This is a genomic window from Bifidobacterium sp. VU/mBH4 (B4) (genome assembly GCF_058199535.1).
In genome coordinates, this window is the sequence record NZ_JBVPQJ010000004.1 from 117,635 (window position 1) to 139,164 (window position 21,530).

The 21,530-nt window shown below is 64.1% G+C and carries 17 protein-coding genes and 1 pseudogene; 5 read left to right on the top strand and 13 right to left on the bottom strand.

The features are described from left to right. Nucleotides 1–483 carry a division/cell wall cluster transcriptional repressor MraZ gene (gene mraZ, locus AC0AII_RS06315; protein ID WP_144085485.1) on the bottom strand — a complete coding sequence of 161 codons (483 nt, stop codon included), beginning with the start codon at nt 481–483 and terminating at the stop codon, nt 1–3. Between the two features lie 277 nt (nt 484–760). On the opposite strand from mraZ, the gene AC0AII_RS06320 reads away from it, so the two are divergent. Beyond that, entirely contained in the window at nt 761–2,995 is a 2,235-nt protein-coding gene (locus AC0AII_RS06320) for a HelD family protein (RefSeq protein ID WP_490446517.1), read from the top strand. Between the two features lie 150 nt (nt 2,996–3,145). Here AC0AII_RS06320 and nrdR read toward each other — a convergent pair whose 3' ends face one another. Together nrdR and AC0AII_RS06330 are read right to left on the bottom strand one after the other, a co-directional pair. Further along, the gene (nrdR, locus tag AC0AII_RS06325; protein WP_045924089.1) at nt 3,146–3,628 is read right to left on the bottom strand and encodes a transcriptional regulator NrdR; all 483 of its coding nucleotides are present in this window, start codon (nt 3,626–3,628) and stop codon (nt 3,146–3,148) included. Between the two features lie 157 nt (nt 3,629–3,785). Continuing rightward, entirely contained in the window at nt 3,786–4,214 is a 429-nt protein-coding gene (locus tag AC0AII_RS06330; protein ID WP_490446518.1) for a LysM peptidoglycan-binding domain-containing protein, read from the bottom strand. Nucleotides 4,215–4,530: 316 nt separating this feature from the next. Between AC0AII_RS06330 and lexA the strand changes: the two are divergent. Next, nucleotides 4,531–5,181, top strand: a pseudogene (gene lexA / locus AC0AII_RS06335) (transcriptional repressor LexA); the annotation flags it as partial. 3 nt (nt 5,182–5,184) lie between these two features. Here lexA and AC0AII_RS06340 read toward each other — a convergent pair. The 3 genes from AC0AII_RS06340 to hflX all read right to left on the bottom strand — a co-directional run bounded on the left by AC0AII_RS06340 (nt 5,185) and on the right by hflX (nt 8,714). Then, nucleotides 5,185–6,114 carry a cation diffusion facilitator family transporter gene (locus AC0AII_RS06340; protein WP_144085482.1) on the bottom strand — a complete coding sequence of 310 codons (930 nt, stop codon included), beginning with the start codon at nt 6,112–6,114 and terminating at the stop codon, nt 5,185–5,187. Nucleotides 6,115–6,185: 71 nt separating this feature from the next. Then, nucleotides 6,186–7,148, bottom strand: a complete 963-nt coding sequence (locus tag AC0AII_RS06345) for an L-lactate dehydrogenase (RefSeq protein WP_024627229.1) — start codon at nt 7,146–7,148, stop codon at nt 6,186–6,188. Nucleotides 7,149–7,247: 99 nt separating this feature from the next. Continuing rightward, complete coding sequence (gene hflX / locus AC0AII_RS06350) at nt 7,248–8,714, bottom strand: GTPase HflX (protein WP_490446590.1); 1,467 nt, start codon at nt 8,712–8,714, stop codon at nt 7,248–7,250. Nucleotides 8,715–8,936: 222 nt separating this feature from the next. Between hflX and AC0AII_RS06355 the strand changes: the two genes are divergently transcribed. Genes AC0AII_RS06355 through AC0AII_RS06365 form a run of 3 tightly spaced genes read left to right on the top strand, consistent with a single transcriptional unit; the run spans nt 8,937 to nt 14,550 of the window. Beyond that, entirely contained in the window at nt 8,937–9,599 is a 663-nt protein-coding gene (locus AC0AII_RS06355) for a class I SAM-dependent methyltransferase (RefSeq protein WP_490446519.1), read from the top strand. Then, nucleotides 9,596–13,666 (top strand): ATP-dependent RNA helicase HrpA, encoded by a 4,071-nt coding sequence (gene hrpA, locus AC0AII_RS06360; RefSeq protein ID WP_490446520.1) that lies wholly within the window; start codon nt 9,596–9,598, stop codon nt 13,664–13,666. Before AC0AII_RS06355 ends, hrpA begins: the two co-directional genes overlap by 4 nt. After that, nucleotides 13,663–14,550 carry a hemagglutinin gene (locus AC0AII_RS06365; protein WP_490446521.1) on the top strand — a complete coding sequence of 296 codons (888 nt, stop codon included), beginning with the start codon at nt 13,663–13,665 and terminating at the stop codon, nt 14,548–14,550. The genes hrpA and AC0AII_RS06365 overlap by 4 nt, the downstream gene beginning before the upstream one ends. Before the next feature lie 9 nt (nt 14,551–14,559). Here AC0AII_RS06365 and glnA read toward each other — a convergent pair whose 3' ends face one another. The 7 genes from glnA to hisD all read right to left on the bottom strand — a co-directional run bounded on the left by glnA (nt 14,560) and on the right by hisD (nt 21,450). Continuing rightward, entirely contained in the window at nt 14,560–15,897 is a 1,338-nt protein-coding gene (gene glnA / locus AC0AII_RS06370; RefSeq protein ID WP_045924085.1) for a type I glutamate--ammonia ligase, read from the bottom strand. Between the two features lie 46 nt (nt 15,898–15,943). Then, nucleotides 15,944–16,675 (bottom strand): bifunctional 1-(5-phosphoribosyl)-5-((5-phosphoribosylamino)methylideneamino)imidazole-4-carboxamide isomerase/phosphoribosylanthranilate isomerase PriA, encoded by a 732-nt coding sequence (gene priA / locus AC0AII_RS06375; RefSeq protein ID WP_490446522.1) that lies wholly within the window; start codon nt 16,673–16,675, stop codon nt 15,944–15,946. Between the two features lies 1 nt (nt 16,676). Continuing rightward, nucleotides 16,677–17,426, bottom strand: coding sequence for an imidazole glycerol phosphate synthase subunit HisH (hisH, locus tag AC0AII_RS06380; protein WP_490446523.1), 750 nt, complete (start codon nt 17,424–17,426; stop codon nt 16,677–16,679). A 31-nt stretch (nt 17,427–17,457) separates the two neighbouring features. Continuing rightward, the gene (locus tag AC0AII_RS06385) at nt 17,458–18,210 is read right to left on the bottom strand and encodes a hypothetical protein (RefSeq protein ID WP_490446524.1); all 753 of its coding nucleotides are present in this window, start codon (nt 18,208–18,210) and stop codon (nt 17,458–17,460) included. After that, nucleotides 18,207–18,809 (bottom strand): imidazoleglycerol-phosphate dehydratase HisB, encoded by a 603-nt coding sequence (gene hisB / locus AC0AII_RS06390; RefSeq protein ID WP_490446525.1) that lies wholly within the window; start codon nt 18,807–18,809, stop codon nt 18,207–18,209. The genes AC0AII_RS06385 and hisB overlap by 4 nt, the downstream gene beginning before the upstream one ends. Nucleotides 18,810–18,907: 98 nt before the next feature. Then, the gene (locus AC0AII_RS06395; RefSeq protein ID WP_490446526.1) at nt 18,908–20,056 is read right to left on the bottom strand and encodes a histidinol-phosphate transaminase; all 1,149 of its coding nucleotides are present in this window, start codon (nt 20,054–20,056) and stop codon (nt 18,908–18,910) included. Beyond that, a complete protein-coding gene (hisD, locus tag AC0AII_RS06400; RefSeq protein WP_490446527.1) occupies nt 20,053–21,450 on the bottom strand; it encodes a histidinol dehydrogenase in 1,398 nt (465 codons plus the stop codon). Before hisD ends, AC0AII_RS06395 begins: the two co-directional genes overlap by 4 nt. Nucleotides 21,451–21,530 lie beyond the last annotated feature (80 nt).

Sequence of the window (21,530 nt, forward strand, 5' to 3'; positions counted from 1 at the left end):
TCAGCAATCCACCGCCGGAAGAACATCATCGGCAATGTCGGCGTAGCCCTGCTCCTTGCTCTCCAGGTAGGCAGTCCAGGAATCCTGATCCCAGATCTCAGCACGCGTGCCCACGCCGATGACCACAACGGGGCCCGTCAGCCGTGCATAGGAGCGCAGCATGGGGGGAACCAGGATGCGGCCCTGCTTGTCGGGGACCTGGTCGACGGCGCCGGACAGAAATACACGCAGGTAGTCCCTGGCCGATTTGTCGCCCATGGAAGTGTGTTGGATGCGTACGGCCATCCGTCGAAATTCCTCGGTGGGCAGCAGGCTGACGCAACGTTCCTGCCCACGGGCCATGACCAGGCCCTGACCCAGCTGGGCGCGGAACTTGGCTGGCAGCGCCAGGCGGCCCTTGGAATCCATCTTGGGGGTGTAGGTGCCCAGAAGCATGGGCGGCAGGGAAGGCGAGGCGGCATCTGCGTCATATATATCGGCCATGCCCCACCTCCAATGCCAGTTTGGTAACCATGGGACGGCCCCATCGGGTAGCGTCCCCTACGCAGTGCTCCCCACTTTACCCCACTTATCCCCATTGCTCACCACCTTGACACCGCTTCAGGCCCAAATCCAACCATTCGCCTCGCCAAAGAATCCGCCTCGGCGTTTCGCCACTCGGCAAAGAGGGCGCGACCAAGGGTCAGCAGATCCGAAAAAGTAGAGGTCGAGCGGTATATTGGATCATCCGATTTTTGAACATTCCACAGAACGGACGCACATGTCGAGCTATTCCTCACAGCTGCATGAAGAGCAGACGGCGGTGGACAGGGCCTACGGCCGTCTGGACGAGCTGCGGGCGCAGGCCAGGACCAGACTGGACGCGGTTCGGGCCGCCGGCTCCCACGGTTCACCCACCCAGCGTACCGAGCGGGATTCCTTCGCCAACATGTACGAGGACCGGCTCACCCAGCTGCGGGCCGTGGAGGACCGTCTGGTCTTCGGCCGACTGGATACAGCCCAGGGCGGCCGGCGATATATCGGACGACTGGGCCTGCTTGACAGCAACCATGAACCCATCCTGACCGACTGGCGTGCCGAGGCCGCACGCCCCTTCTATGAGGCCACCCCGGCGGACCATGGCGACATTGTCATGCGTAGGCACATCACCCTCAACTTCCGCCAAGTCACCGGCATCGAGGATGAGGTTCTGGACCTGTCGGCCCCAGAAGTGGACAAGGCGGCCCAGGGCGGCACCCTGGCCGGCGAGGGCGCGCTCATGGCATCCCTGTCCAGTCGCCGCACCGGGCAGATGACCGACATCGTGGCCACCATCCAGGCTGAACAGGACCGGATCATCCGCTCCCCCATGACCCGTCCACTGGTGGTCCAGGGCGGACCGGGCACCGGCAAGACAGCCGTGGCTCTGCACCGGGCGGCTTATCTGCTCTACACCCATAGGCGTCGACTGGAGAGTTCAGGCGTGCTTATCGTTGGGCCCAGCAGCGCCTTCCTGCACTACATCGACCAGGTCCTGCCCTCCCTGGGCGAGACCGGAGTGCTCAGCCGCACCATGGGCGACCTCATCCCCGGCATCGGCACTGAACGCCAGGAAGACCCGCACGTGGCTCGTCTCAAGGGAGACATTCGCATGGCTGAGGCTGTAGCCAACGCCGTTGCCTCCCGGGAACGGGTGCCTGCCTCCCTGCCCACGGTCAAGGTGGACGGGGTGGCCGTCCCCATGCTGGCGGTCGACCTGGAGCAGGCCCTGATCGATGCCCGACGCAGCCACCAGCCCCACAACAAGGCCCGGAACACCTTCGTGCGCTCGGCTTTGAACGCCATGACCGCCCGTTATGCCGAAGGGGTGGACTATCAGCCCGGAGCCGAGGAACTTGCCCGGGTCACCTCCCTCTTGAGACTGAACGACCAGGTGCGGCGGACCCTCAATCTAGCCTGGCTGCCCATGAACCCCCGCTGGCTGGTCAATGACCTCTGGTCCAGGCCGGACCGTCTGCGCCGGTTCGCCCCCTGGCTGACTCCTGAACAGATTGATCTGCTGACCCGCCAGGATGGCGCCGAACTGACCGTATCCGACATCCCCATCCTGGACGAGGCCATGGAGCTGCTGGGCCCTGACCCACGCCAGGCGGACCGCGACCAGGCTGAAAAGGCCCGTCGCGATGAGGAACGGCGGTTTGCCAGCGACACCTTGGCCCAGAATGGCATCGGCACAGGGATCGTGACCTCCCAGATGCTGTTGGATTCCATCAACGGTCAGGACGAGAACCAGGCAGCCACCCAGGCGGCCGCCGACCGTGAATGGGTCTACGGGCACATCGTGGTTGACGAGGCCCAGGAACTGACGGCCATGGACTGGAGGATGCTGATCCGGCGTTGCCCATCACGGTCCTTCACCATCGTCGGGGACGTGGCCCAGACCGCAGCCCTGGGCGGCACCCGGTCCTGGGCCTCCACCATGGATGCGCTTTTCGGACCGGATGGTTGGGACCTGCGACAGCTGACCATCGACTATCGCAACCCTCGTCAGGTATCCAACCTGGCCTCCTCCTTCGCAGCCTCCGAAGGTCTTGAAGTTTCAACGCTCAAGGCCGTGCGAGAGGTGGAAGGCTCGGTCAGCCACCTGCGGGCAGAGGATCGGGCCAGCCTGCTGGACCAACTGCCTGATCTAGTGGGCGAACTGTCGGAACGTCATCTAGGCAAGGACGGCACCGGACGCCTGGCCATCATTGTTCCTTGCGCCCTGGAAGCTGAAATCAGCTCACGGCTGCATATTGATAAGGCTCAGGAGCACCAGATCACAGTCACGACCACAGGCCACACCAAGGGCCTGGAGTTCGACGCCGTGGTTCTGGTTGAGCCTGGCGCCATCCAGGATGAGGCTCCTTCCAGGCTGAGCGCAGCGGCCGACCTCTATGTGGCCATGACGCGCCCCACCCAGGAGCTGGTCATTGCCCAGACTTCCGGGGATCAGAGGTTGTTGAACCTGGGATGAAGCGCCCTCAGTGCCGGGCCTGTATCGTGGCCCGGCACCCCCGTTCGCTTCTAATCACAGTCCGATCTCGTTACAAGTCAGCCCAGTCGCACACTGACGAAAGCTGGTGGCCTGTTCCAGTCAAAATGGCCGATGTCGGAATAGCTAATTCTAGGACTGCTGAATCGCCGACTGCTCTTCGGCAGACTGGTCTTCGGCGCGCAGGGTGTCGATGGCCTGCTGGAAGTCCTCCAGGTTGCTGAAGTTGCGGTAGACCGAGGCGAAGCGCAGATAGGCCACTTCGTCCAGCTCCCTGAGAGGCTTCAGGATGGCCCTGCCGACCTCTTCCGAATCGACCTGTGCCAGGCCACGTGAACGCAGGTCCTCTTCAACCTGCTGGCCCAAGAGTTTCAGGTCATTCTCGTCGATGGGCCTGCCTTGGCAGGCCTTCCTCACGCCAGCAATGACCTTGTCGCGGTTGAAGGGCTCGGCATTGCCTGAGCGTTTCATAACCAAGAGGATTGAGGTCTCCACCGTGGTGAACCGACGCGAGCATTGCGGACACTCACGGCGGCGTCTGATGGCATGGCCGTCGTCGCTGATTCGCGTATCCACAACCTTGGTATCGGGATTCTGGCAGAAAGGACAGTGCATATGCAACATCATAGCGCTAAAGAACCTCAAGACCCACGTATACCAGGCCTATCAGCGTATAACACTGGACAAACTCCTCGATTTCAGCTAGTGCCTTTATCCAGGCGACAGGCTATTAAAGACCCATTGTTCATTCACTGAACCGAAGATCGCTGCCTCACTCGTCGCTAGGAATCAGAATTCGGTCCCCAACGCGCAGATTGGGGGTGGACATGTTGTTGATCTGCATGATGCGGTCGACGTTCTTGGTGACATCCTCGCCTTGCGGGGTGATTGAGGCCGCATAGGACCAGACATTATCGCCCGGGCGAACTGTTCTGGTGACAACCTCCTGTGGTCCTGGAGCGGAGCTGGCCGGTCGGGCCATCCATCCTAACCCAGCCAGGGTCAAAGCGCCGGCAACTAGGAAAACCGCGACTCTGCGCACGACGACACCCGCAAAACCCTGATCAGGCAGACAGGCATCGGCAGCTCTGCGAAGACGGGCCATGACGGACGAGAACACAGAACTTGCATGCGCCAGGCAGACCGAAAACAGGTTCGTCGGCGCAGACATGCGGGAACTGGCACAGGTACGATCAACCATGGCACACCTCTTTCGAACATTTGTTCTATCGAACAGATGTTCTCATTCTGGCACCGTGACGGTTATTTGGCAAGGCTGATTCGAACATTTGTTTGATTTTTCACTTCAGGCAGGTTAGACTGAGTTCAGTTTCCAAGGAAAGGAGCCCATCGTGAGTACCATCCCCTTCACCGGGTCCACGGCCACGAGCTCCCTCAACCAGTCCACTCTTGCCAACAGCGCCGGATCTCAGGAAACCGGCTCACCCTCAGCCAAGAACACGACGAAAGAAAAGGCAGCCGCCTCCAAAAGTCCGAATCTGGAGTCTAGACCCAAACTGACCGATCGCCAGGCCAAGGTCTTGGAAGCCATAAAACGGCATCTGTCAGAGCGGGGATTCCTGCCCTCCTACAGGGAGATCGGCAGAGACGCGGGACTGCGCAGCACTTCTTCCGTAAAGCACCAGCTTCAGGTCTTGCAGGATCTGGGCTACATCCGTCTGACTGCAAACAAGGGACGTGCCATAGAGCTGGTCCAGGATCAGCCTGAGCCAGCTGCTGGAACCGCCAAGATCATGCCCTTCCATGATGCGCAGGCCGACGAGGCCATCATGCAGTCGCGCGACGTGCCCCTGGTCGGCAGAATCGCCGCCGGCCAGCCCATTCTGGCCGAGCAGCATGTGGACGATGTCATGCGTCTGCCCGAGCGTCTGACCGGGTCCGGCGAGCTCTTCATGCTTGAGGTTCATGGAGATTCCATGGTCGATGCCGCCATCTGCGACGGGGACTTTGTCGTCGTCCGCCGCCAGCAGGAAGCTGAGAACGGAGATATCGTCGCAGCCCTGCTGGACGATGGAGCCACGGTAAAGACCTTCCGCCGCGAGGAGGGCCACGTTTGGCTGATTCCCCACAACCCGGCCTACTCCCCCATCGACGGCACCCACGCCGCCATCATGGGCAAGGTGGTCACCGTCCTGCGCAAGGTCTGAGGACTACATGTCCAAATGCTCGCCGCTGCTATCCCGGTGGCCCTGGGGTTCTATCTGAAAGGTCGTGTGTTCGACCGAGACAGGGAAATGATCGCGCAGGCAGCGTTGCATGCTGGTAAGAATGCGTTCGCTCTCAACAGCCGTCGTGCCCTGACGCACTACCACATGCGCCGTCAGCTGCGGCAGACCGGTGGAAACACTGTTGGCATGCAGGTCATGTACCTCAAGTACGCCAGGCACGCCCTCCAAGTGCTTCCTGACCTTGGCCATGTCGAGGTCCGCCGGAGTCTCCTCAAGCAGCACAGAGACACTGCTGGCCAGCAGTTTGATTGCGCGGGGAATCATCAGCAGAGCGATCAGGGCTCCCGCCACGGCATCGAACCCGGCCCAGCCGGTGATCATCATAACCACGGCTGATACCAGGACCGCCACTGAACCCAATGCATCGTTGACCACTTCGAGAAAAGCGGCACGCATGTTCAAATTGTCCTTGTGCCCGGAGGCCAAGACCAGAATCGATCCCACATTGGCAGCTAGACCCAAAAGTCCGAAGAAGAGCAGCAGCCCCTGCTGATGGACCTGATCCCGACCGGGCGACCAGAGCCGCAGGACGGCCTCCACGATGGCATAGATGCCCACTGCCAGCAGAACCAAAGCACCGCCAGCCGCCGTGATGACCTCCAGACGGGACCAGCCCCAGGTCCGTCGGTTCGTCGGTCGGCGCTCCATCAAGACAGCAGTGACCGTGGAGGCGATCAGCACAGCCATGTCGGTCATCATGTGCCCGGCATCGACCAACAGAGCCAGGCTGCGGGTGACCAAGGCGCCGACGACCTCGGCAACAAAGACCGAGCCCGTCAGAGCCAGGGTCGTCAACAACTGTCGACGATGGGCGGATCCGCCGCCCTGGATACCACCTTCATGAGCGCTCATGCATACCCCGATTCGTCAGACACCAAAGTATGCCACCAGCGGCTGCAAGGCAAGAGTTTTCTGCGAAATACTCAGAAGCCAAACTTGCTGGCAGTCTCCTTGAGAGTCTCGGCGGAGCGCTTCAGAGCGGCCAGTTCGCCGTCGCTCAGCGGAGTGTTGATGTGGGTGTTGACCCCGTCACGGTTGAGCACGCTGGGCACCGACATGCACACGTCCGATATGCCGTGGAAGTCCTCCAGCAGGGAGCTGACCGGCAGGATGCGGTCGGTGCCGTTCAGGATGGACTCGATGATGTCCACGCCGGACATGGCGATGGCGAAGTTGGTCGCCCCCTTGCCCTCGATGATCTGGTAGGCGGCGTTCTTCACCTCCTGGTGGATCTCCTCGCGCTTGGCCGCGTCCAGAGGCTCATGGCCGGGCAGCTCCATCCAGTCGCACATGGGCACCCCGCCGATGGTGGCCGAGCTCCAGAGCGGGACCTCGGAGTCGCCGTGCTCGCCGGCGATGTAGGCATGCACGTTCTTGACGTTGACACCGGTCTGCTGGCCGATCAGGTACCGCAGCCGGGCGGAATCCAGGTTGGTGCCCGAACCGAACATCTGGTTGACCGGCAGCCCGGACAGCTCCAGGGAGACCCGGGTGACGATGTCGACGGGGTTGGTGATCAGCAGGAAGATGGCGTTGGGAGCCACTTCGACCATCTGAGGGATGATGGACTTCATCATGTTGATGGTGGCGCCGGCCAGGTCAAGCCGAGTCTGTCCCGGCTTCTGCCTGGCTCCGGCAGTGATGACCACCATGTCGGCATCGGCGCAGATCTGCGGATCGTCTGAGCCGTCGATGGTGACCGTGGGGTAGAAGCTGGATCCGTGTTGCATGTCGCGGACCTCGGCCTCAACACGCTGGGCGTTGATATCCTCAAGGACGATCTCCCGAGCCACACCGCGCTGGGCCGCCGAAAAGGCCAGAGTCGACCCCACGGCTCCGGCTCCCACGATTGCTAGCTTGGTTGGCTTGATTGATGATTCCGCCATAGTTTGATGGACCTCTCTTATCGGAACCCGGGAAACGGGTTTGCCGCTGACAACATACGTAGTCTACCCAGCATAGGTGACCTGGCGTGCGCATGCCCCTTAGGAGCTCAGCCCGGCTGATGGCGTGTCACCCGCTGGGGCCTGCAAGGGCTTCTGATCAATGGCCTGGTCAAGCACGGCAGCCGCCAGCCGGTCGTCCACATCAGCGCTCAGCGCAACCCCATCGGCCCGGTATTCCAATGAATTCACCCGTCCCAGCTGCCGTACCTGCTCCAGCAGGGAGCCACTGGTGTAGGGCAGGATGGCCTGGACATGCACAGCGGGAGCGGGCAGCAACTCCTCCACCCGTCTGCGCAGGGACTCCAGACCCTGACCCTGTCGGGCCGAGACCAAAAAGGCCTCGGGCTCAAGGTTGGCAAGCCGCTGCCGGGCATCCTGATCGATCAGATCAACCTTGTTGAAGACCAGCAGACGGGGAATGGACTCGGCGCCGGGGATGTCTGCCAGCACGGCATCCACAGCCCTGATCTGCCCGAAAGGATCGGGGTGGGAGCCGTCCACAACGTGCAGAATCAGGTCGGACTGCCCCACCTCCTCCAGGGTGGATTTGAAAGCCTCGACCAGCTGGGTGGGCAGGCGGCGGACGAACCCGACCGTGTCCACATAGACGTAGAGCCGGCCATCTGCCGCCTTGGTGCGCCTGACGGCCGTATCCAGAGTGGCGAAGAGGGCGTTCTCCACCAGTTCCTCGGACCCGGTCAGCCGGTTGGTCAGCGAGGACTTGCCGGCGTTGGTATACCCCACCACGGCTACGGCCGGCAACTGGTAGCGTCGCCGGGACCCACGCTTGACCTGACGAGAGGGGGCCATCTGGGCGATCTGACGCTTCAGCCGGGAAATCCGTCGCCTGATGACCCGACGGTCGGTCTCGATCTTGGTCTCTCCCGGGCCGCGGGAGCCTATGCCGCCGGCCTGCCCGGCAGCCTGGCCGCCGGCCTGGCGGGAGAGGGATCCGCCCCAGCCGCGCAGCCTGGGCAGCATGTACTCCAATTGGGCCAGCTCCACCTGGGCCTTGCCCTCGCGGCTGGTGGCATGCTGGGCGAATATATCCAGAATCAAGGCTGTCCTGTCGACCACTTTGACCTTGGTGACATCCTCAAGGGCACGTCGCTGGGAGGGATGCAGGTCGTCATCGGTAATGATGGTGTCGGCACCCAGCCGGGCCACAATATCCGCCAGCTCACGAGCCTTGCCCGAACCCAGGTAGGTGGCCGGATCGGGCTTGACCCGCTGCTGGAGCAGCCCGTCAAGCACTTCGGCCCCGGCCGTCCGCGCCAGGGCGGCCAGCTCGCGCAGGGACTCCTCGGCCTGACCGACCGTGGTCCGCGAACCCGACCAGACGCCGACCAGAACCACCCGCTCCAGACGGACCTTGCGGTACTCCACCTCGGTCACGTCCTGGAGCTCGCCCAGTCCCTCGACATGGCGGAAGGCATTGCGCCGGCTGCGCTCCTGCCACTCCTGATCCTGGTCCTGCCCGACCTGCCCCTCGCTGCCGGTCAGCACCTCGGACTTGTGGGCGAGCGGGTCCTGGTGCGCTTCGACAGCTGCTGGGCTATGCTCTTGGGTCGGTTGTTCTTGGGTCAAAGGCACCTCTGCATCGATCTATGGACTAGGGAACGAATCCGGTGTAGGCGGAATCATGACACAGTCTTTATTATCATCTTCTTAGCAGACATCAGCGGATGCCCGAGGGACGGGCAGATTTCAAAGACGGACAGGATGGACATGACGCACAGGGACCATGGCAGCAGCCGGGGGCAATCCTCCAGGACCGGGACGGACGGAGGCGAACAGTACTTCGTAGCCCGTCCGGCCTCCCCCGACCAGCGGCGGACCATCCAGGTGGAGCTGGCCGGCCGCAACTGCCAGGTGGAGGTCTCCCACGGGGTCTTCTCGTCAGGCAGGCTTGACCTGGGCACTTCGGTCCTGCTCAAACGCGTCCCCCAGCCCCCGGCCGAGGGCGACTTTCTGGACCTGGGCTGCGGCTGGGGGCCTATCGCTCTGAGCATGGCCATGCAGGCGCCCAAGGCCGACGTCTATGCTGTGGACATCAACCTGCGGGCTCTGGATCTGACTTCCCGCAATGCACAAACCCAGGATCTTGACAGGGTGCATACCTTGACCCCGGAACAGGTGCCGGACGATCTGCGCTTCGACCTTATTTGGTCCAATCCGCCCATCCGGGTGGGCAAGGCGGCCCTGCACGACCTGCTGATGACCTACCTGCCCAGGCTGAAGCCCCAAGGCCGGGCCTACCTGGTGGTCCAGCGCAACCTGGGCGCCGACTCCCTGATCCCCTGGCTGGCTGAGGCCCTGGGCTCCGGCTGGACGGCGGAGAAGTATGCCTCTTCCAAGGGCTACCGGATCATCGAGGTGGGCCGGGCATGAGGTTTGAGTATCCAGCCGAGCTGCCCATCAGCGCGGCCAAGGAGGACATTGTCCATGCCGTGCAGTCCTCCCAGGTGGTCATCGTCTCCGGCCAGACCGGCTCGGGCAAAACCACCCAGATCCCCAAGATTCTTCTGGAAATGGGTCGCGGCGACCACGGGCATCAAATCGTGCACACCCAGCCCAGAAGAATCGCCGCCAGAACCGTGGCTGAGCGCATCGCCTCGGAGACAGGCACCAGGCTGGGCGACCAGATCGGCTACCAGGTTCGCTTCACCGACAAGTCCAGCCGCAGCACCCGCCTGCGAGTGGTCACCGACGGCATCCTCCTGGCGCAGATCCAGGGCGATCCCCAGCTGCGGACCTACGACACCATCATCATCGACGAGGCCCACGAGCGCAGCCTGAACATCGACTTTCTGCTGGGGTATCTGACCGCCCTGCTGCCCAAACGGCCAGATCTGAAGCTGATCATCACCTCGGCCACCATCGATTCGGTCAAGTTCCGCGACCACTTCGCCAAGGCCCTGCACACCCAGGTGCCTGTGCTGGAGGTCTCCGGCCGCACCTACCCGGTCCAGACGCTCTACGAGCCTGCCGGGTCGGCCCCTGCCCTGATGCGGCATGTCCCCGGGTTCGACTCCGATCAGGAGGGCCAGGACAGGGAGGAGCCGGACATCCCCCAGGCGGTGGCCCGCGCCTGCGCTGAGCTGGTCATCCACTCCACCCATGTGGACGGTCCCAGGGACATCCTGGTCTTCGCCGCCGGCGAGCGCGACATCCGGGAGTACGAGACCGCCCTGCGACGGCACTTCGGCCCTAGGACCTCCGACATGCGCCGCCCGGACGCCCTGGAGATCATCCCCCTCTTCGCCCGCCTGTCGGCCAAGGAGCAGCACCGGGTCTTCGAACACCATGGCCATCAGCGCATCGTCATCGCCACCAACGTGGCCGAAACCTCCCTGACGGTGCCGGGCATTCGCTATGTGGTGGATCCGGGACTGGCCAGGATCAGCCGCTACTCCAAGTCGGCCAAGGTCCAGCGCCTGCCCATCGAACCCATCTCCCAGGCTTCGGCCGATCAGCGTGCAGGCCGCTGCGGGCGCGTGGCCGACGGCATCGCCATCCGTCTGTATGCCAAGGACGACTATGACACCCGTCCCAAGTTCACCGATCCTGAGATCCTGCGCACCTCCCTGGGCTCGGTCATCCTGCACATGCTCTCGGTGGGCGTGGCCCATACGGCCGAGGACGTCACTGACTTCGGCTTCATCGATCCGCCCGACACCCGTGCGGTCAGCGACGGTCTGCGGGAGCTGACCGAGCTGCAGGCCATCTCCCGCCAGCAGGGCCTCATCCGGCTGACCAGCCTGGGACGGCGGCTGGCCAGGATCCCCATTGACATCCGTCTGGGCAGAATGATCCTGCAGGCCGGCCAGGACGCCACCCCGGACACCCTGGCCGCCGTTCTGGTGGTCGTGGCCTTCCTCTCCCTGCAGGACCCGCGGGAGCGCCCGGAGGAGAAGCGCGAGGAGGCCGACCGGATCCACGCCCGCTACGAGGATCCCTCCAGCGACTTCCTGACGGCCCTGAACATCTGGAACCATTTCTTCCCGCAGGACAAGGAGCCCTCCAACGGGACCCTGCGCAAGGCCTGCAAGCAGGAGTACATGGCCTTCCTGCGCATGCGGCAGTGGCATGACCTCTACCGGCAGCTGGCCCAGATGTGCCGGGGTCTGCACATGAAGGTAGGCTCCCCTGTACCTGTCAAGGGACCGGATCAGACCCTGCTGGCCCTGCCTATGGGGCAGCAGGCGGCACACGCCCTGGTCTGCTCCTGGGACGACCAGGGCATCCACCGGTCCATGCTGGCCGGTCTGCTCTCCAGCATGGGGATGCAGGTGGTCCACGAGCCCAAGGCCTCCGATTTCGCCGGCCTGCATGGCGCGGCCCGGGCCAAGGCCATGAAGCGGGCGCGCCGGCAGGCCAAGAACGATTACCAGGGGGCGCGCGGCACGCATTTCGCGATCTTCCCCGGTTCTGCACTCTCCAAGGCCAATCCGCCCTGGATCATGGCCGCCGAGCTGGTGGAGACCTCCCGGCTTTGGGCGCGCTGCTGCGCGGCCATCGACCCTGCCTGGGCCGAACCCCTGGCCAAGTCCCTGACCAGGACCACCTACGCCGAACCCCACTGGTCGGCCTCCCGTGGTGCCGCGGTGGCAACCTCCAAGGTTCTGCTCTACGGACTGCCCATCGTGCGCGACAGGACGGTCCAGTGGGCCCGTATCAACCCCGGCCAGGCCAGGGACATGCTGATACGCCAGGGCCTGGTCCAGGGCGACGTGCGCGAGCGCTTCCCGCATGACGGCTTCATCCAGGCCAACCGTCAGGTGCTCAGCGAGGCCGGCGAGCGGACCAGCCGGACCCGCCAGGTGACCGGCACGGTCACCGAGGAGGACCTTTACGACTTCTACCAGGAGCGCATTCCCCAGGAGGCCACCTCCCTGGCCGCACTGGGCTCTTGGTGGCGGCGGCATCACGATGCGGACCCCCACCTGCTGGACTTCGACCCTGACAAGGTGGAGCGCCTGAACGACCAGTCCGTCTCCTACCGACCCGGAGACTACCCCGACCACTGGCACACCCTGGGCACCGACGGCCGGCCCATGGACCTGCCCCTGACCTACCGTTATCAGCCGGGAGAACCAGATGACGGCATCACCGTTCACATCCCCCTGCACTGCCTGAACCAGCTGACACCAGGGCAGTTCAGCTGGACCGTGCCCGGCCTCCTGGACGACCTGATCACAGCCACCATCAAGTCCCTGCCCAAGACCCTCCGGGTCCAGTTCGTCCCCGCCCCTGACGCCGCCAGGACCATCCGCGCCTGGATAGACGGCCACTATCCCCTGCTGCCCGGCGCCGATCCCGCATCGGCAGAGCAGGCCACCTACGGGTCGGCGGACCAGCAGTCTGCGTCCGGGAACGAAAACGGTGCAGAAGCCATCCCCGCCGAGGGCTGGCCGGACTTCGAGCAGGCCTTCACCGCCGCGGCCATAGACACGGTCGGAGCCCAGCTGCACCCGGAGGTCTTCACCCAGGACAGGCTGGAACGACTGCCCGACTACCTGCGGCCCACCTTCCAGGTGGAGGAGAAACGGCGCCACGGCCATGCCAAGGTCCTGGGCCGGTCCAAGTCCCTGACCGACCTGCAGCGCGACCTGGCCGGACAGGCCCGGCAGTCGGCCCGGTCCCGGGTGGACTCCCAGGCCAGCAAGGCCGCCCGACAGGGCCAGGTGGTCAAGAGCGCCGACCTGCTTCACCAGTCCGGCGCCACGACCAAACCGCGAGAGGAGCTGATCTGGCAGGCCGCCCTGGGCAAGCTCCACCTGCCTGCCCAAAGGATCTCCTCGCGCTGGCTGAGCCGGGAGGCCCTGATGCTGGCCTCGGCCCCCTACCCGGACACCTCTGCCCTTGCCGAGGACCTGCAGATGGCCGCTGTCAAGCGCCTGATCCCCCACACCGAGACCATCACCGACGACCGGACCCTGCAGGAGGCTGTGGCCGGCGTCAGCCAGGTCTACGAGGACACGGTGTATCAGGTGGCCAAGGATGTGGTCGCCATTCTGGAGACTTCGGCCCAGGTGGACAAGGCCGTATCAGGCCCGGCTGATCTGCCCCTGCTCTCGGTCCTGCAGTGGATACGCCAGCATTCGGCCACTCTGGTGGCCAAGGGCTTCATCGGTGCCGATCCCCCCTATGCCCTCCCCCGCCTGCGCACATATCTGAAGGCGGACCAGATGCGCCTGGACAAGGCCCGCAGGGACAAGGACCGTGACGTACGATGGGCCTGGCAGGCGCAGACCGCCCAGGATCTGGTGGACCAGGCGGCCAAGGCGGCCCAGGCCCTGCCCGCCGGTCCCGGACGAGACCAGGCCATGGACCGTGCGCGAAGGGGACGTTGGATGATGGAGGAGTACTTCGTCTCCATCTGGGCCCAGGAGCTGGGGACAGCCATCCCTGTCAGCCTGCAACGAATCAAGAAGGCGCTGGAAGGAAAACCATGAGCACAAGGCCATCGGGACGATCACGCAGGGGCAGCACCAAACGCGGACGGATGACCCTCCGCCGCGCGCAGACCCTGGGGGCCGCCCTGATGGCCATAGTCCTGGTGGTCGCCCTGTGCGTCCTGGCCGTCCGCTTCGTCTCCTACCGGCTGATGGTCGGCCGCGTCATCCGCCACCAGGAGGAGCTGTCCCAGGAGTACGTTTTCAATCCAGGCAAAATCATCACCGATCACCGCTTCCATGACACCGTCGATATGAACGCCGACGATGTCCAGGACTTTTTCAACAAACATGAAGCCTCATGCAGCGGATCCACCTGCCTGCGCAGCCTGCAGATGGATGTCCCCGACCGTCCCGGTGACGGTCTCTGTGATGCCTACAAGGGCGGCAAGAGGCAGAGCGCGGCTCAGATCATCGACGGGGCCGCCCGCTCCTGTGGAATCAGCCAGAAGGTCCTCCTGACCATGCTGCAAAAGGAGCAGCATCTGGTGGCCACCAACCAGTCCCCCACCCAGGTCCAGCTCAAGTCGGCCATGGGCCTTTCCTGCCCGGATGATGCAGACTGCGACACCCGCTATGCCGGATTCTTCAATCAGGTCTACGGGGCCGCCCACCGATTCCGCTACTACCAGGCCCATCGGGACCAGTATGCCTACCAGACCAAGGCCCTGAACGATGTGCGCTTCAGCCCCGATGCCTCCTGCGGCAGCGGCAAGGTCTACATCGAGAACGACGCCACTGCCCTGCTCTACATCTATACGCCCTACCAGCCCAACGAGGCAGCACTGCAGGCAGGCGACGGCGAAGGCGACCGCTGCTCAAGCTATGGGAACCGCAACTTCGTCATCATCTACAACAACTGGTTCGGCCGATCGGACCAGTGAGTCCTGGTTTCAAAGTCTGGGCAGGTAATAGGCCAGCTCGTAGGGGGTGACCTGCCGGCTGTATCCGGCCCACTCCCGGTGCTTGTTGCGCAGGAAGTACTCGAAGGTCTGCTCGCCCAGCACCTGGGCCACGAAGTCCGACTTCTCCATGACCTTGAGCGCCGCGTCCAGGCTGTCAGGCAGGGGCTCGATGCCCATGGCCTGCCGCTCGGCGTCGGTCAGCTCCCAGACATCATCGCTGGTGGGCTCGCACAGGGTCATCTTCTGCTCGATCCCGTCCAGGCCGGCGGCCAGCAGCACCGAGTAGGCCAGGTAGGGGTTGGCCCCCGGATCCAGCCCACGGAACTCCATCCGGGCCGAGTTGCCCTTGCCGGGCTTGTACTGGGGTATGCGCAGGAGGGCGGACCGGTTGTTGTGCCCCCAGCAGACGTAGCTGGGCGCCTCGGCCCCGCCCCAGAGCCGCTTGTAGGAGTTGACGTACTGGTCGGTCACCGCGCAGATCTCGGCCGCATGGGCCAGGATGCCGGCGGCGAACTGCCGGGCCGTCTGGGACATGTTGAACTCCTGGCCTACCTCGTAGAAGGCATTGGTGTCCCCCTCGAACAGGCTCAGATGGGTGTGCATGCCCGATCCAGGCTGGTCGGTGAAGGGCTTGGGCATGAAACTGGCGTAGATCCCCCGCTCCAGGGAGATCTCCTTGACCACGGTCCGGAAGGTCATGATGTTGTCGGAGGTAGTCAGGGCGTCGGCATAGCGCAGGTCGATTTCGTTCTGCCCCGGTCCGGCCTCGTGGTGGGAGTACTCCACCGAGATGCCCATCTGCTCCAGCATATTGACGCAGGCCCGTCGGAAATCCATCCCCGGGCTGCGGGGCACATGGTCGAAGTATCCGCCCTCGTCGATGGGGGTCGGGGTCTGGGACCAGTCCTCCTGGTTCTCGAACAAGTAGAATTCAATCTCCGGATGGGTGTAGAAGATGAATCCCTTCTCCTTGGCTTTGGCCAGGGCCCGCTTGAGCACGTGCCGGGGATCCCCGCTGCTGGGCTCGCCGTCCGGGGTGAGCACGTCGCAGAAGATCCGGGCTGTGCCCTGCGGTCCGCCCCTCCAGGGAAGGATCTGGAAGGTGGACGGGTCGGGCTTGACGATCATGTCGTCCTCGGAGACCCTGGTCATGCCCTCGATGGCCGAGCCGTCAAAGCCCAGCCCCTCCTCGAAGGCCACCTCCAGCTCGGTGGGTGCTATGGCCACCGACTTCAGGGTTCCCAAGACATCGGTGAACCAGAGGCGAATGAACCGGACATCGCGCTCCTCGACGGTGCGCAGCGCGAATTCCTCTTGCTTATCCATAGAGCTTATGCTCCCATTCCTATATTTCGCAGACTTGCTTATAGCGTTAACAATGCCCTGAGACCAGGTCCAGTGCCTGCCCCAGGGTGAAGGCCCCCTCATAGAGGGACTTGCCCAGAATGGCGCTGTCCACGCCCCGATCGGCCAGATCCAGGATGCGGCTCAGATCATCCAGGCTGGATATGCCGCCCGATGCGGTCACCCTGGCCGGGGTCCGGTCAGCCACCTGGCCCAGCAGGTCCAGATTGGGGCCGGTCATCATCCCGTCGCGGGTCACGTCGGTGACCACGTATCGGCTGCACCCGTCCCGGTCCAGTCGCTCCATGGCCTCGAAAAGGTCCCCGCCCTTCCTGGTCCAGCCCCGGGCAGCCAGGGTATGTCCGCGCACGTCCAGACCCACGCAGACCCTCTGCCCGTAGCGAGCCAGAACCTGGCTGGTCCACTCCGGATCCTCCAGTGCCGCCGTGCCGATGTTGACCCGGGTGGCACCCGCATCCAAGGCGGCCTCCAGGCTGGCATCGTCACGGATGCCGCCGCTCAACTCCACCTTGACGCGATCTCCCAGCTCGTTGACCAGGGCGGCCAGCTTGTCGCGGTTGTCGCCAGTGCCGAAGGCTGCATCCAGATCGACCAGGTGGAGCCACTCAGCCCCCTGGTCGACCCAGGCCTTGGCCGCATCGGCAGGCTCGCCGTAGACCTTCTCGGAGCCGGAGACCCCTTGCTTGAGGCGGACCGCCTTGCCGCCGCGGACATCGACAGCGGGTAGGAGCGTCAACATCTCATTCACCTTTCTCAGAGGGAAGTCCGGAAGCCCCGGGAAGGGTCCGCACCCAATTGGTCAGCAACCGTGCCCCGGCCTGACCGGATTTTTCAGGATGGAACTGGGTGGCGCTCAAGGGACCGCACTCATAGGCAGCAACGAACCTGCTGCGCCCATAAGTGGCCCAGGTAACCAGCGGTTCACCGAACGATGCACCCTCTGTTGACCCTGGCTGCCTGTCGCCATGCTCATTCAACGCCGATACTCGTAAGGACAGATCGGGCTGTGCCACGCCGGCCCGGTCACCCCCTTGCACCGCCATAGCCGCATAGGAGTGGACGAAGTAGAAACGCTGGTCCTGGACCCCCGCCAACAGCTGTGTCCCCTGAGACGCCTGGACATGGTCCCAGCCCATATGGGGCACCACATCAGCGTCCAGTTTGGTCACCCGACCGGGGATCAGGCCCAGTCCGGGCTCGCTGCGGCCGTCCTCGTCCCCGAACTGGAACATGATCTGAAGACCAATGCAGACCCCCAGAACCGGCAGGCCCTGGGCCAGTCGGTCCAGGATGATCCGGTCGCCGCCGACGGCGCGCAACCCTGCCATGCAGGCCCCGTAGGCCCCCACGCCGGGGATGACCAGGCCGTCGGCCTTCATGGCCAGGTCCGGGTCGGCGCTGATTTGCGCATTGACCCCCAGCTGGGAGAGGGCATGCACCATGGATCTGACATTGCCGAACCCATAGTCAAGCACCTGTATCCTGGTCATGTTCCTCCTAGCAGGTCTGTTGTCCCAACGTCTACTCGACGCGACCCTTGCGGGTCGATCCTCCGGCCCCGAACCTGGTGTGCGAGGCGATGATGCCCATGGCCTTCTCGCGGTTGTACTCCCCCGAGTCGAAGATGGCGGCCCCATCCTGGCGCAGCCTGTCCACGGTGGTGGTCCCGATCATCAGGTCCTCCACGAAGTCGGCGGTGGCGGCAAAGAGGATGGGCGGCGCAAGCGTCTGTCCCGACTGTCCGCTGATCCAGAGGGTCACTTCGAGCTTGTCGGCTCGGTTGACCGCCAGGATGGCGCTGAGCCCGGATACGACCGTGGTCAGATCCCGGATGGCTGCCTCCGGTCCGTCACCGTCCAGGTTTCTCAGGACAGCCACGGCACCCTCACGGGCCTGGATGCACCAGGCCGAAATATCGGAGATCTGGCAGAAGGCCGCCAGAAGCTCTGCCGAAGCCAGACGGGTTACCATGACGGCGGCCTTGGCCCGGTTGCCGATCAGGCCTTCAAGCTCTTGGTCGAAATCGGCAGCAACGCCATCAGCCCCGTCCGGTCCCATCGACGATTCGTCAGCGGGCGCGGAATCCAGACCAGCCTCGTCATCCACGCCCGATCCGGAGTGCTCAACGGGCTGATCCGCTTGATTCTGGCCTTCATCGAACTCGGCCTCAAAGCTGGCCAGGGCCCGCTCGACCTCTTCCTCGCTCAGATGATGGCCGGAATCCGGCAAACCCTGATCCTCGCTGTCATTCTTGTCGTGTTCATCAGCGCTCATAGCGACCCCTTGGTGCTGGGGATGCCCTTCACCCTGGGATCCGGCTCCACGGCGAAGCGCAGAGCCCTGGCCAGGGCCTTGAACTCAGCCTCGGCGATGTGATGCGGATCCCTGCCCGACAAGAGGGTCAGGTGCAGGCAGATGCCGGCATGCAGGGCGATGGACTCCATGACGTGCCTGACCAGGGAGCCGGTGAAGTGCCCGCCGATCATGGCGTACTCGAACCCCTCAGGCTCGCCGGTGCAGACCACATAGGGCCTGCCGGAAATATCGACCACGGCTCGCGCCAAGGCCTCGTCCAGGGGGACGGTGGCGTCGGCGAAGCGCTTGATGCCCCGCTTGTCGCCCAGGGCCTGGGCCAGAGCCTCGCCAAAGACGATGGCCACGTCCTCGACGGTGTGATGGACATCGATCTGGGTGTCCCCGCTGGCTTTGATGGTCAGGTCGATCAGGGAATGGCGGCCCAGGGCCGTCATCATATGGTCATAAAAGGGAACCGAGGTATCGATGTCGGTCACTCCGGTGCCATCCAGGTCCAGACTCAGGCTCACCTTGGATTCACTGGTCTGGCGGGTGATGGTGGCTGTTCTGCCTGCCATTGCTGCTCCTCCGCTTTCTGCCGCGCACTCCGTCCGCACTAGGTCTTCTGCACGGCGTCTAGACCACCAGCATAGCCGTGCCGCTGGTCTGTATCCTCCTAGAACCGCTTGAGGACCTGGACCAGGGTTTGGTGGAATCGCTCCATCTCCGCGTCCGTGCCCATGCAGACCCTCAGGTAGCCCTCAGGGCCCACGGCCCGGATCAGCACGCCTTCATCCTTCATGGCCTCGAAGACGGCATCGCGATCGGGGAAGGTACCGAAGAGGATGAAGTTGGAGGCCGAGGGGACTACGGTCAAGGGCTGGCCATGGAACTTCTGCCCGGCCAGCCACTTAGCGGTTTCCTGACGGGTCCGGCGGAGCTGATCCACCCGAGCCAGCTGGAGGTCGGTGTGCTCCAGGGCAGCCAGGGCCGCAGCCTGGGTCAGGGCGCTCAGATGGTAAGGCATACGGACGATGCGGACCGCGTCGACTATCCCCTGGGATGCGGCCAGGTAGCCCACCCTGGCGCCGGCGAAAGCGAAGGCCTTGGACATGGTCCGGCTGACTGCCAGGTGGTCGTACTGCCCGATCAGGCTGACCGCCGAGGGCGTGCCCGGGTCGCGGAACTCGATGTAGGCCTCGTCCACGACCACGATGGGTCGGGCGGAGGGATCCGCGCCCGCTACAGGGACCTTGGAACAGGCCTCAAGAAGCCTGGTCAGCTGATCCATAGGCAGGGGCGTCCCCGTGGGATTGTTGGGGCTGGTCACCAGAACCATGGCTGGCCCCAAAGCCTCGATGCGCTCGATGGTCGCATCCATGTCCAGGCTGAAATCAGGCAACCGGTGGGCCAGCTCCCAGTCGGTGAAGGTGTCCCGGGCGTACTCGGGGTACATGGAATAGGTCGGGTCGCAGCCCAAGACGGTCCTCCCCGGCCCGCCGAAGGCCTGGAAGAGCTGGAGCATGATCTCGTTGGACCCGTTGGCCGCCCAGATCTGCTCGGGTTGGAGGGAGGTCCCTGATTCCTTTTTCAGGTAGGCCGCCAGGGCCTGCCGCAGGTCCTCATGCTCCCTGTCCGGATAGCGGTTGAGGCCGGGGGCCACCTGGCGGACACGCTGGCAGATGGCTTCGACCACCTCCTGGTCCAGGGGGTAGGGGCTTTCGTTGACGTTCAGGCAGACCGGTACATCCAGCTGGGGGGCGCCATAGGGCTCCTCCCCCACCAGATCCGTACGGAGGGGCAGATCGGCAGGTATGGCACTCACCGCAGACCGGCCTTCTCTTCGTTGGCTTCCAGGTCGGCCTTGTCGTAGGGGTCGTCCAGGAACCGGCTCAGGATGCACTCGCCGTGGGCGGGCAGGTCCTCGGCTACGGCGAAATCGTTGATCTTGGCAGCGATGGGTTTGAGCCCCTCCTGGTCATATTCGATGACTTCGACAGGCTTCATGAAGGTGTGGACGCCCAGGGCCACGTCGAACCTGGCGGTGCCTCCGGTGGGCAGGACGTGGTTGGATCCGGACATGTAGTCGCCCAAGGGCACAGGAGAGTAAGGGCCGCGGAAGATGGCGCCGGCATTCCGGATCCGGTCGATGACTGCGTCAGGATCGGCGGTCTGAACCTCCAGATGCTCGGCGGCATAGGCATTGGCCACGTCGATGGACTGGTCGATTCCGTCGGTCAGGATGATTCCCGACTGGTTGCCGCCCAAGGAGGTGCGCACCCGGTCGGCATGCTCGGTCCGAGGGACCCTGCGCCCCAGAGCCTCCTGAACACCCTGGGCTAGATCCTGGCTGTCGGTGATCAGCACCGAGCCGGCCAGCTCGTCATGCTCGGCCTGGCCGATCAGGTCTGCCGCAACCAAGTCGGCCTTGGCCTGGCCGTCGGCAAGAATAGCGATTTCCGTGGGTCCGGCCACGGCGTCGATGCCCACCATGCCGGAAACCATCTGCTTGGCTGTTGCCACAAAGATGTTGCCCGGGCCGGTGATCTTGTCGACCGGGTCACAGAGAATCTCCCCATCCTGAGGCTCGGATCCCTTGGCCCCATAAGCGAACATGGCTATGGCCTGGGCACCACCCACGGCATAGACCTCGTCCACCCCCAGGATGGCGCAGGTGGCAAGGATGATGGCCGCCGGCAGGCCACGGGGGTCGTCGGAGGCGGGCGGAGTGGCCACGGCCAGGGAGTCGACGCCGGCAATCTGGGCAGGCACCGCATTCATGATGACCGAGGAGGGATACAGGGCCTTGCCTCCCGGCACGTAGAGACCTACGCGTTGAACCGGGATCCACCGCTCGCTGACCCGAGCGCCGGGGGCCAGGTCGGTGGCCATGGGCTTGGGCACCTGGGTGGTGCAGACCTTGCGGATGCGGGCAACGGACTCCTCTATTGCCGCCCTGACCTTGGGGTCCAGCCCATCCAAGGCTTCCTGCATGGCCGATGCCGGGACCCTCAGATCATGAGGACGCACATGATCGAACTTCTCCTCCAGGTCGCGCAAGGCGCCGGCCCCATGCTCACGCACCTGATCCAGTATGGGCTGCACCTGGGCGCTGGCCTCCCGGGTACCCATATCGGCTCGGGGCATGGCGGCGAGGAGTTGGGCGCGGGACATGGTTTTTCCGCGCAGATCCATGGTTCTCATCATGAGCTTTGACATACTTTGATGGTAGTGAACTTTTGTGTCCCCAAAGCCAGCGACTCACCACCGTCCCAAATGGTGAGACGGTTGCGGGCGCG

Excerpts from the sequence above, each read along its gene's own strand:
- mraZ (WP_144085485.1), bottom strand. The coding sequence starts at position 483 with ATGGCCGATATATATGACGCAGATGCCGCCTCGCCTTCCCTGCCGCCC.
- AC0AII_RS06320 (WP_490446517.1), top strand. The coding sequence starts at position 761 with ATGTCGAGCTATTCCTCACAGCTGCATGAAGAGCAGACGGCGGTGGAC.
- nrdR (WP_045924089.1), bottom strand. The coding sequence starts at position 3,628 with ATGCACTGTCCTTTCTGCCAGAATCCCGATACCAAGGTTGTGGATACG.
- AC0AII_RS06330 (WP_490446518.1), bottom strand. The coding sequence starts at position 4,214 with ATGGTTGATCGTACCTGTGCCAGTTCCCGCATGTCTGCGCCGACGAAC.
- AC0AII_RS06340 (WP_144085482.1), bottom strand. The coding sequence starts at position 6,114 with ATGAGCGCTCATGAAGGTGGTATCCAGGGCGGCGGATCCGCCCATCGT.
- AC0AII_RS06345 (WP_024627229.1), bottom strand. The coding sequence starts at position 7,148 with ATGGCGGAATCATCAATCAAGCCAACCAAGCTAGCAATCGTGGGAGCC.
- AC0AII_RS06355 (WP_490446519.1), top strand. The coding sequence starts at position 8,937 with ATGACGCACAGGGACCATGGCAGCAGCCGGGGGCAATCCTCCAGGACC.
- hrpA (WP_490446520.1), top strand. The coding sequence starts at position 9,596 with ATGAGGTTTGAGTATCCAGCCGAGCTGCCCATCAGCGCGGCCAAGGAG.
- AC0AII_RS06365 (WP_490446521.1), top strand. The coding sequence starts at position 13,663 with ATGAGCACAAGGCCATCGGGACGATCACGCAGGGGCAGCACCAAACGC.
- glnA (WP_045924085.1), bottom strand. The coding sequence starts at position 15,897 with ATGGATAAGCAAGAGGAATTCGCGCTGCGCACCGTCGAGGAGCGCGAT.
- priA (WP_490446522.1), bottom strand. The coding sequence starts at position 16,675 with ATGTTGACGCTCCTACCCGCTGTCGATGTCCGCGGCGGCAAGGCGGTC.
- hisH (WP_490446523.1), bottom strand. The coding sequence starts at position 17,426 with ATGACCAGGATACAGGTGCTTGACTATGGGTTCGGCAATGTCAGATCC.
- AC0AII_RS06385 (WP_490446524.1), bottom strand. The coding sequence starts at position 18,210 with ATGAGCGCTGATGAACACGACAAGAATGACAGCGAGGATCAGGGTTTG.
- hisB (WP_490446525.1), bottom strand. The coding sequence starts at position 18,809 with ATGGCAGGCAGAACAGCCACCATCACCCGCCAGACCAGTGAATCCAAG.
- hisD (WP_490446527.1), bottom strand. The coding sequence starts at position 21,450 with ATGTCAAAGCTCATGATGAGAACCATGGATCTGCGCGGAAAAACCATG.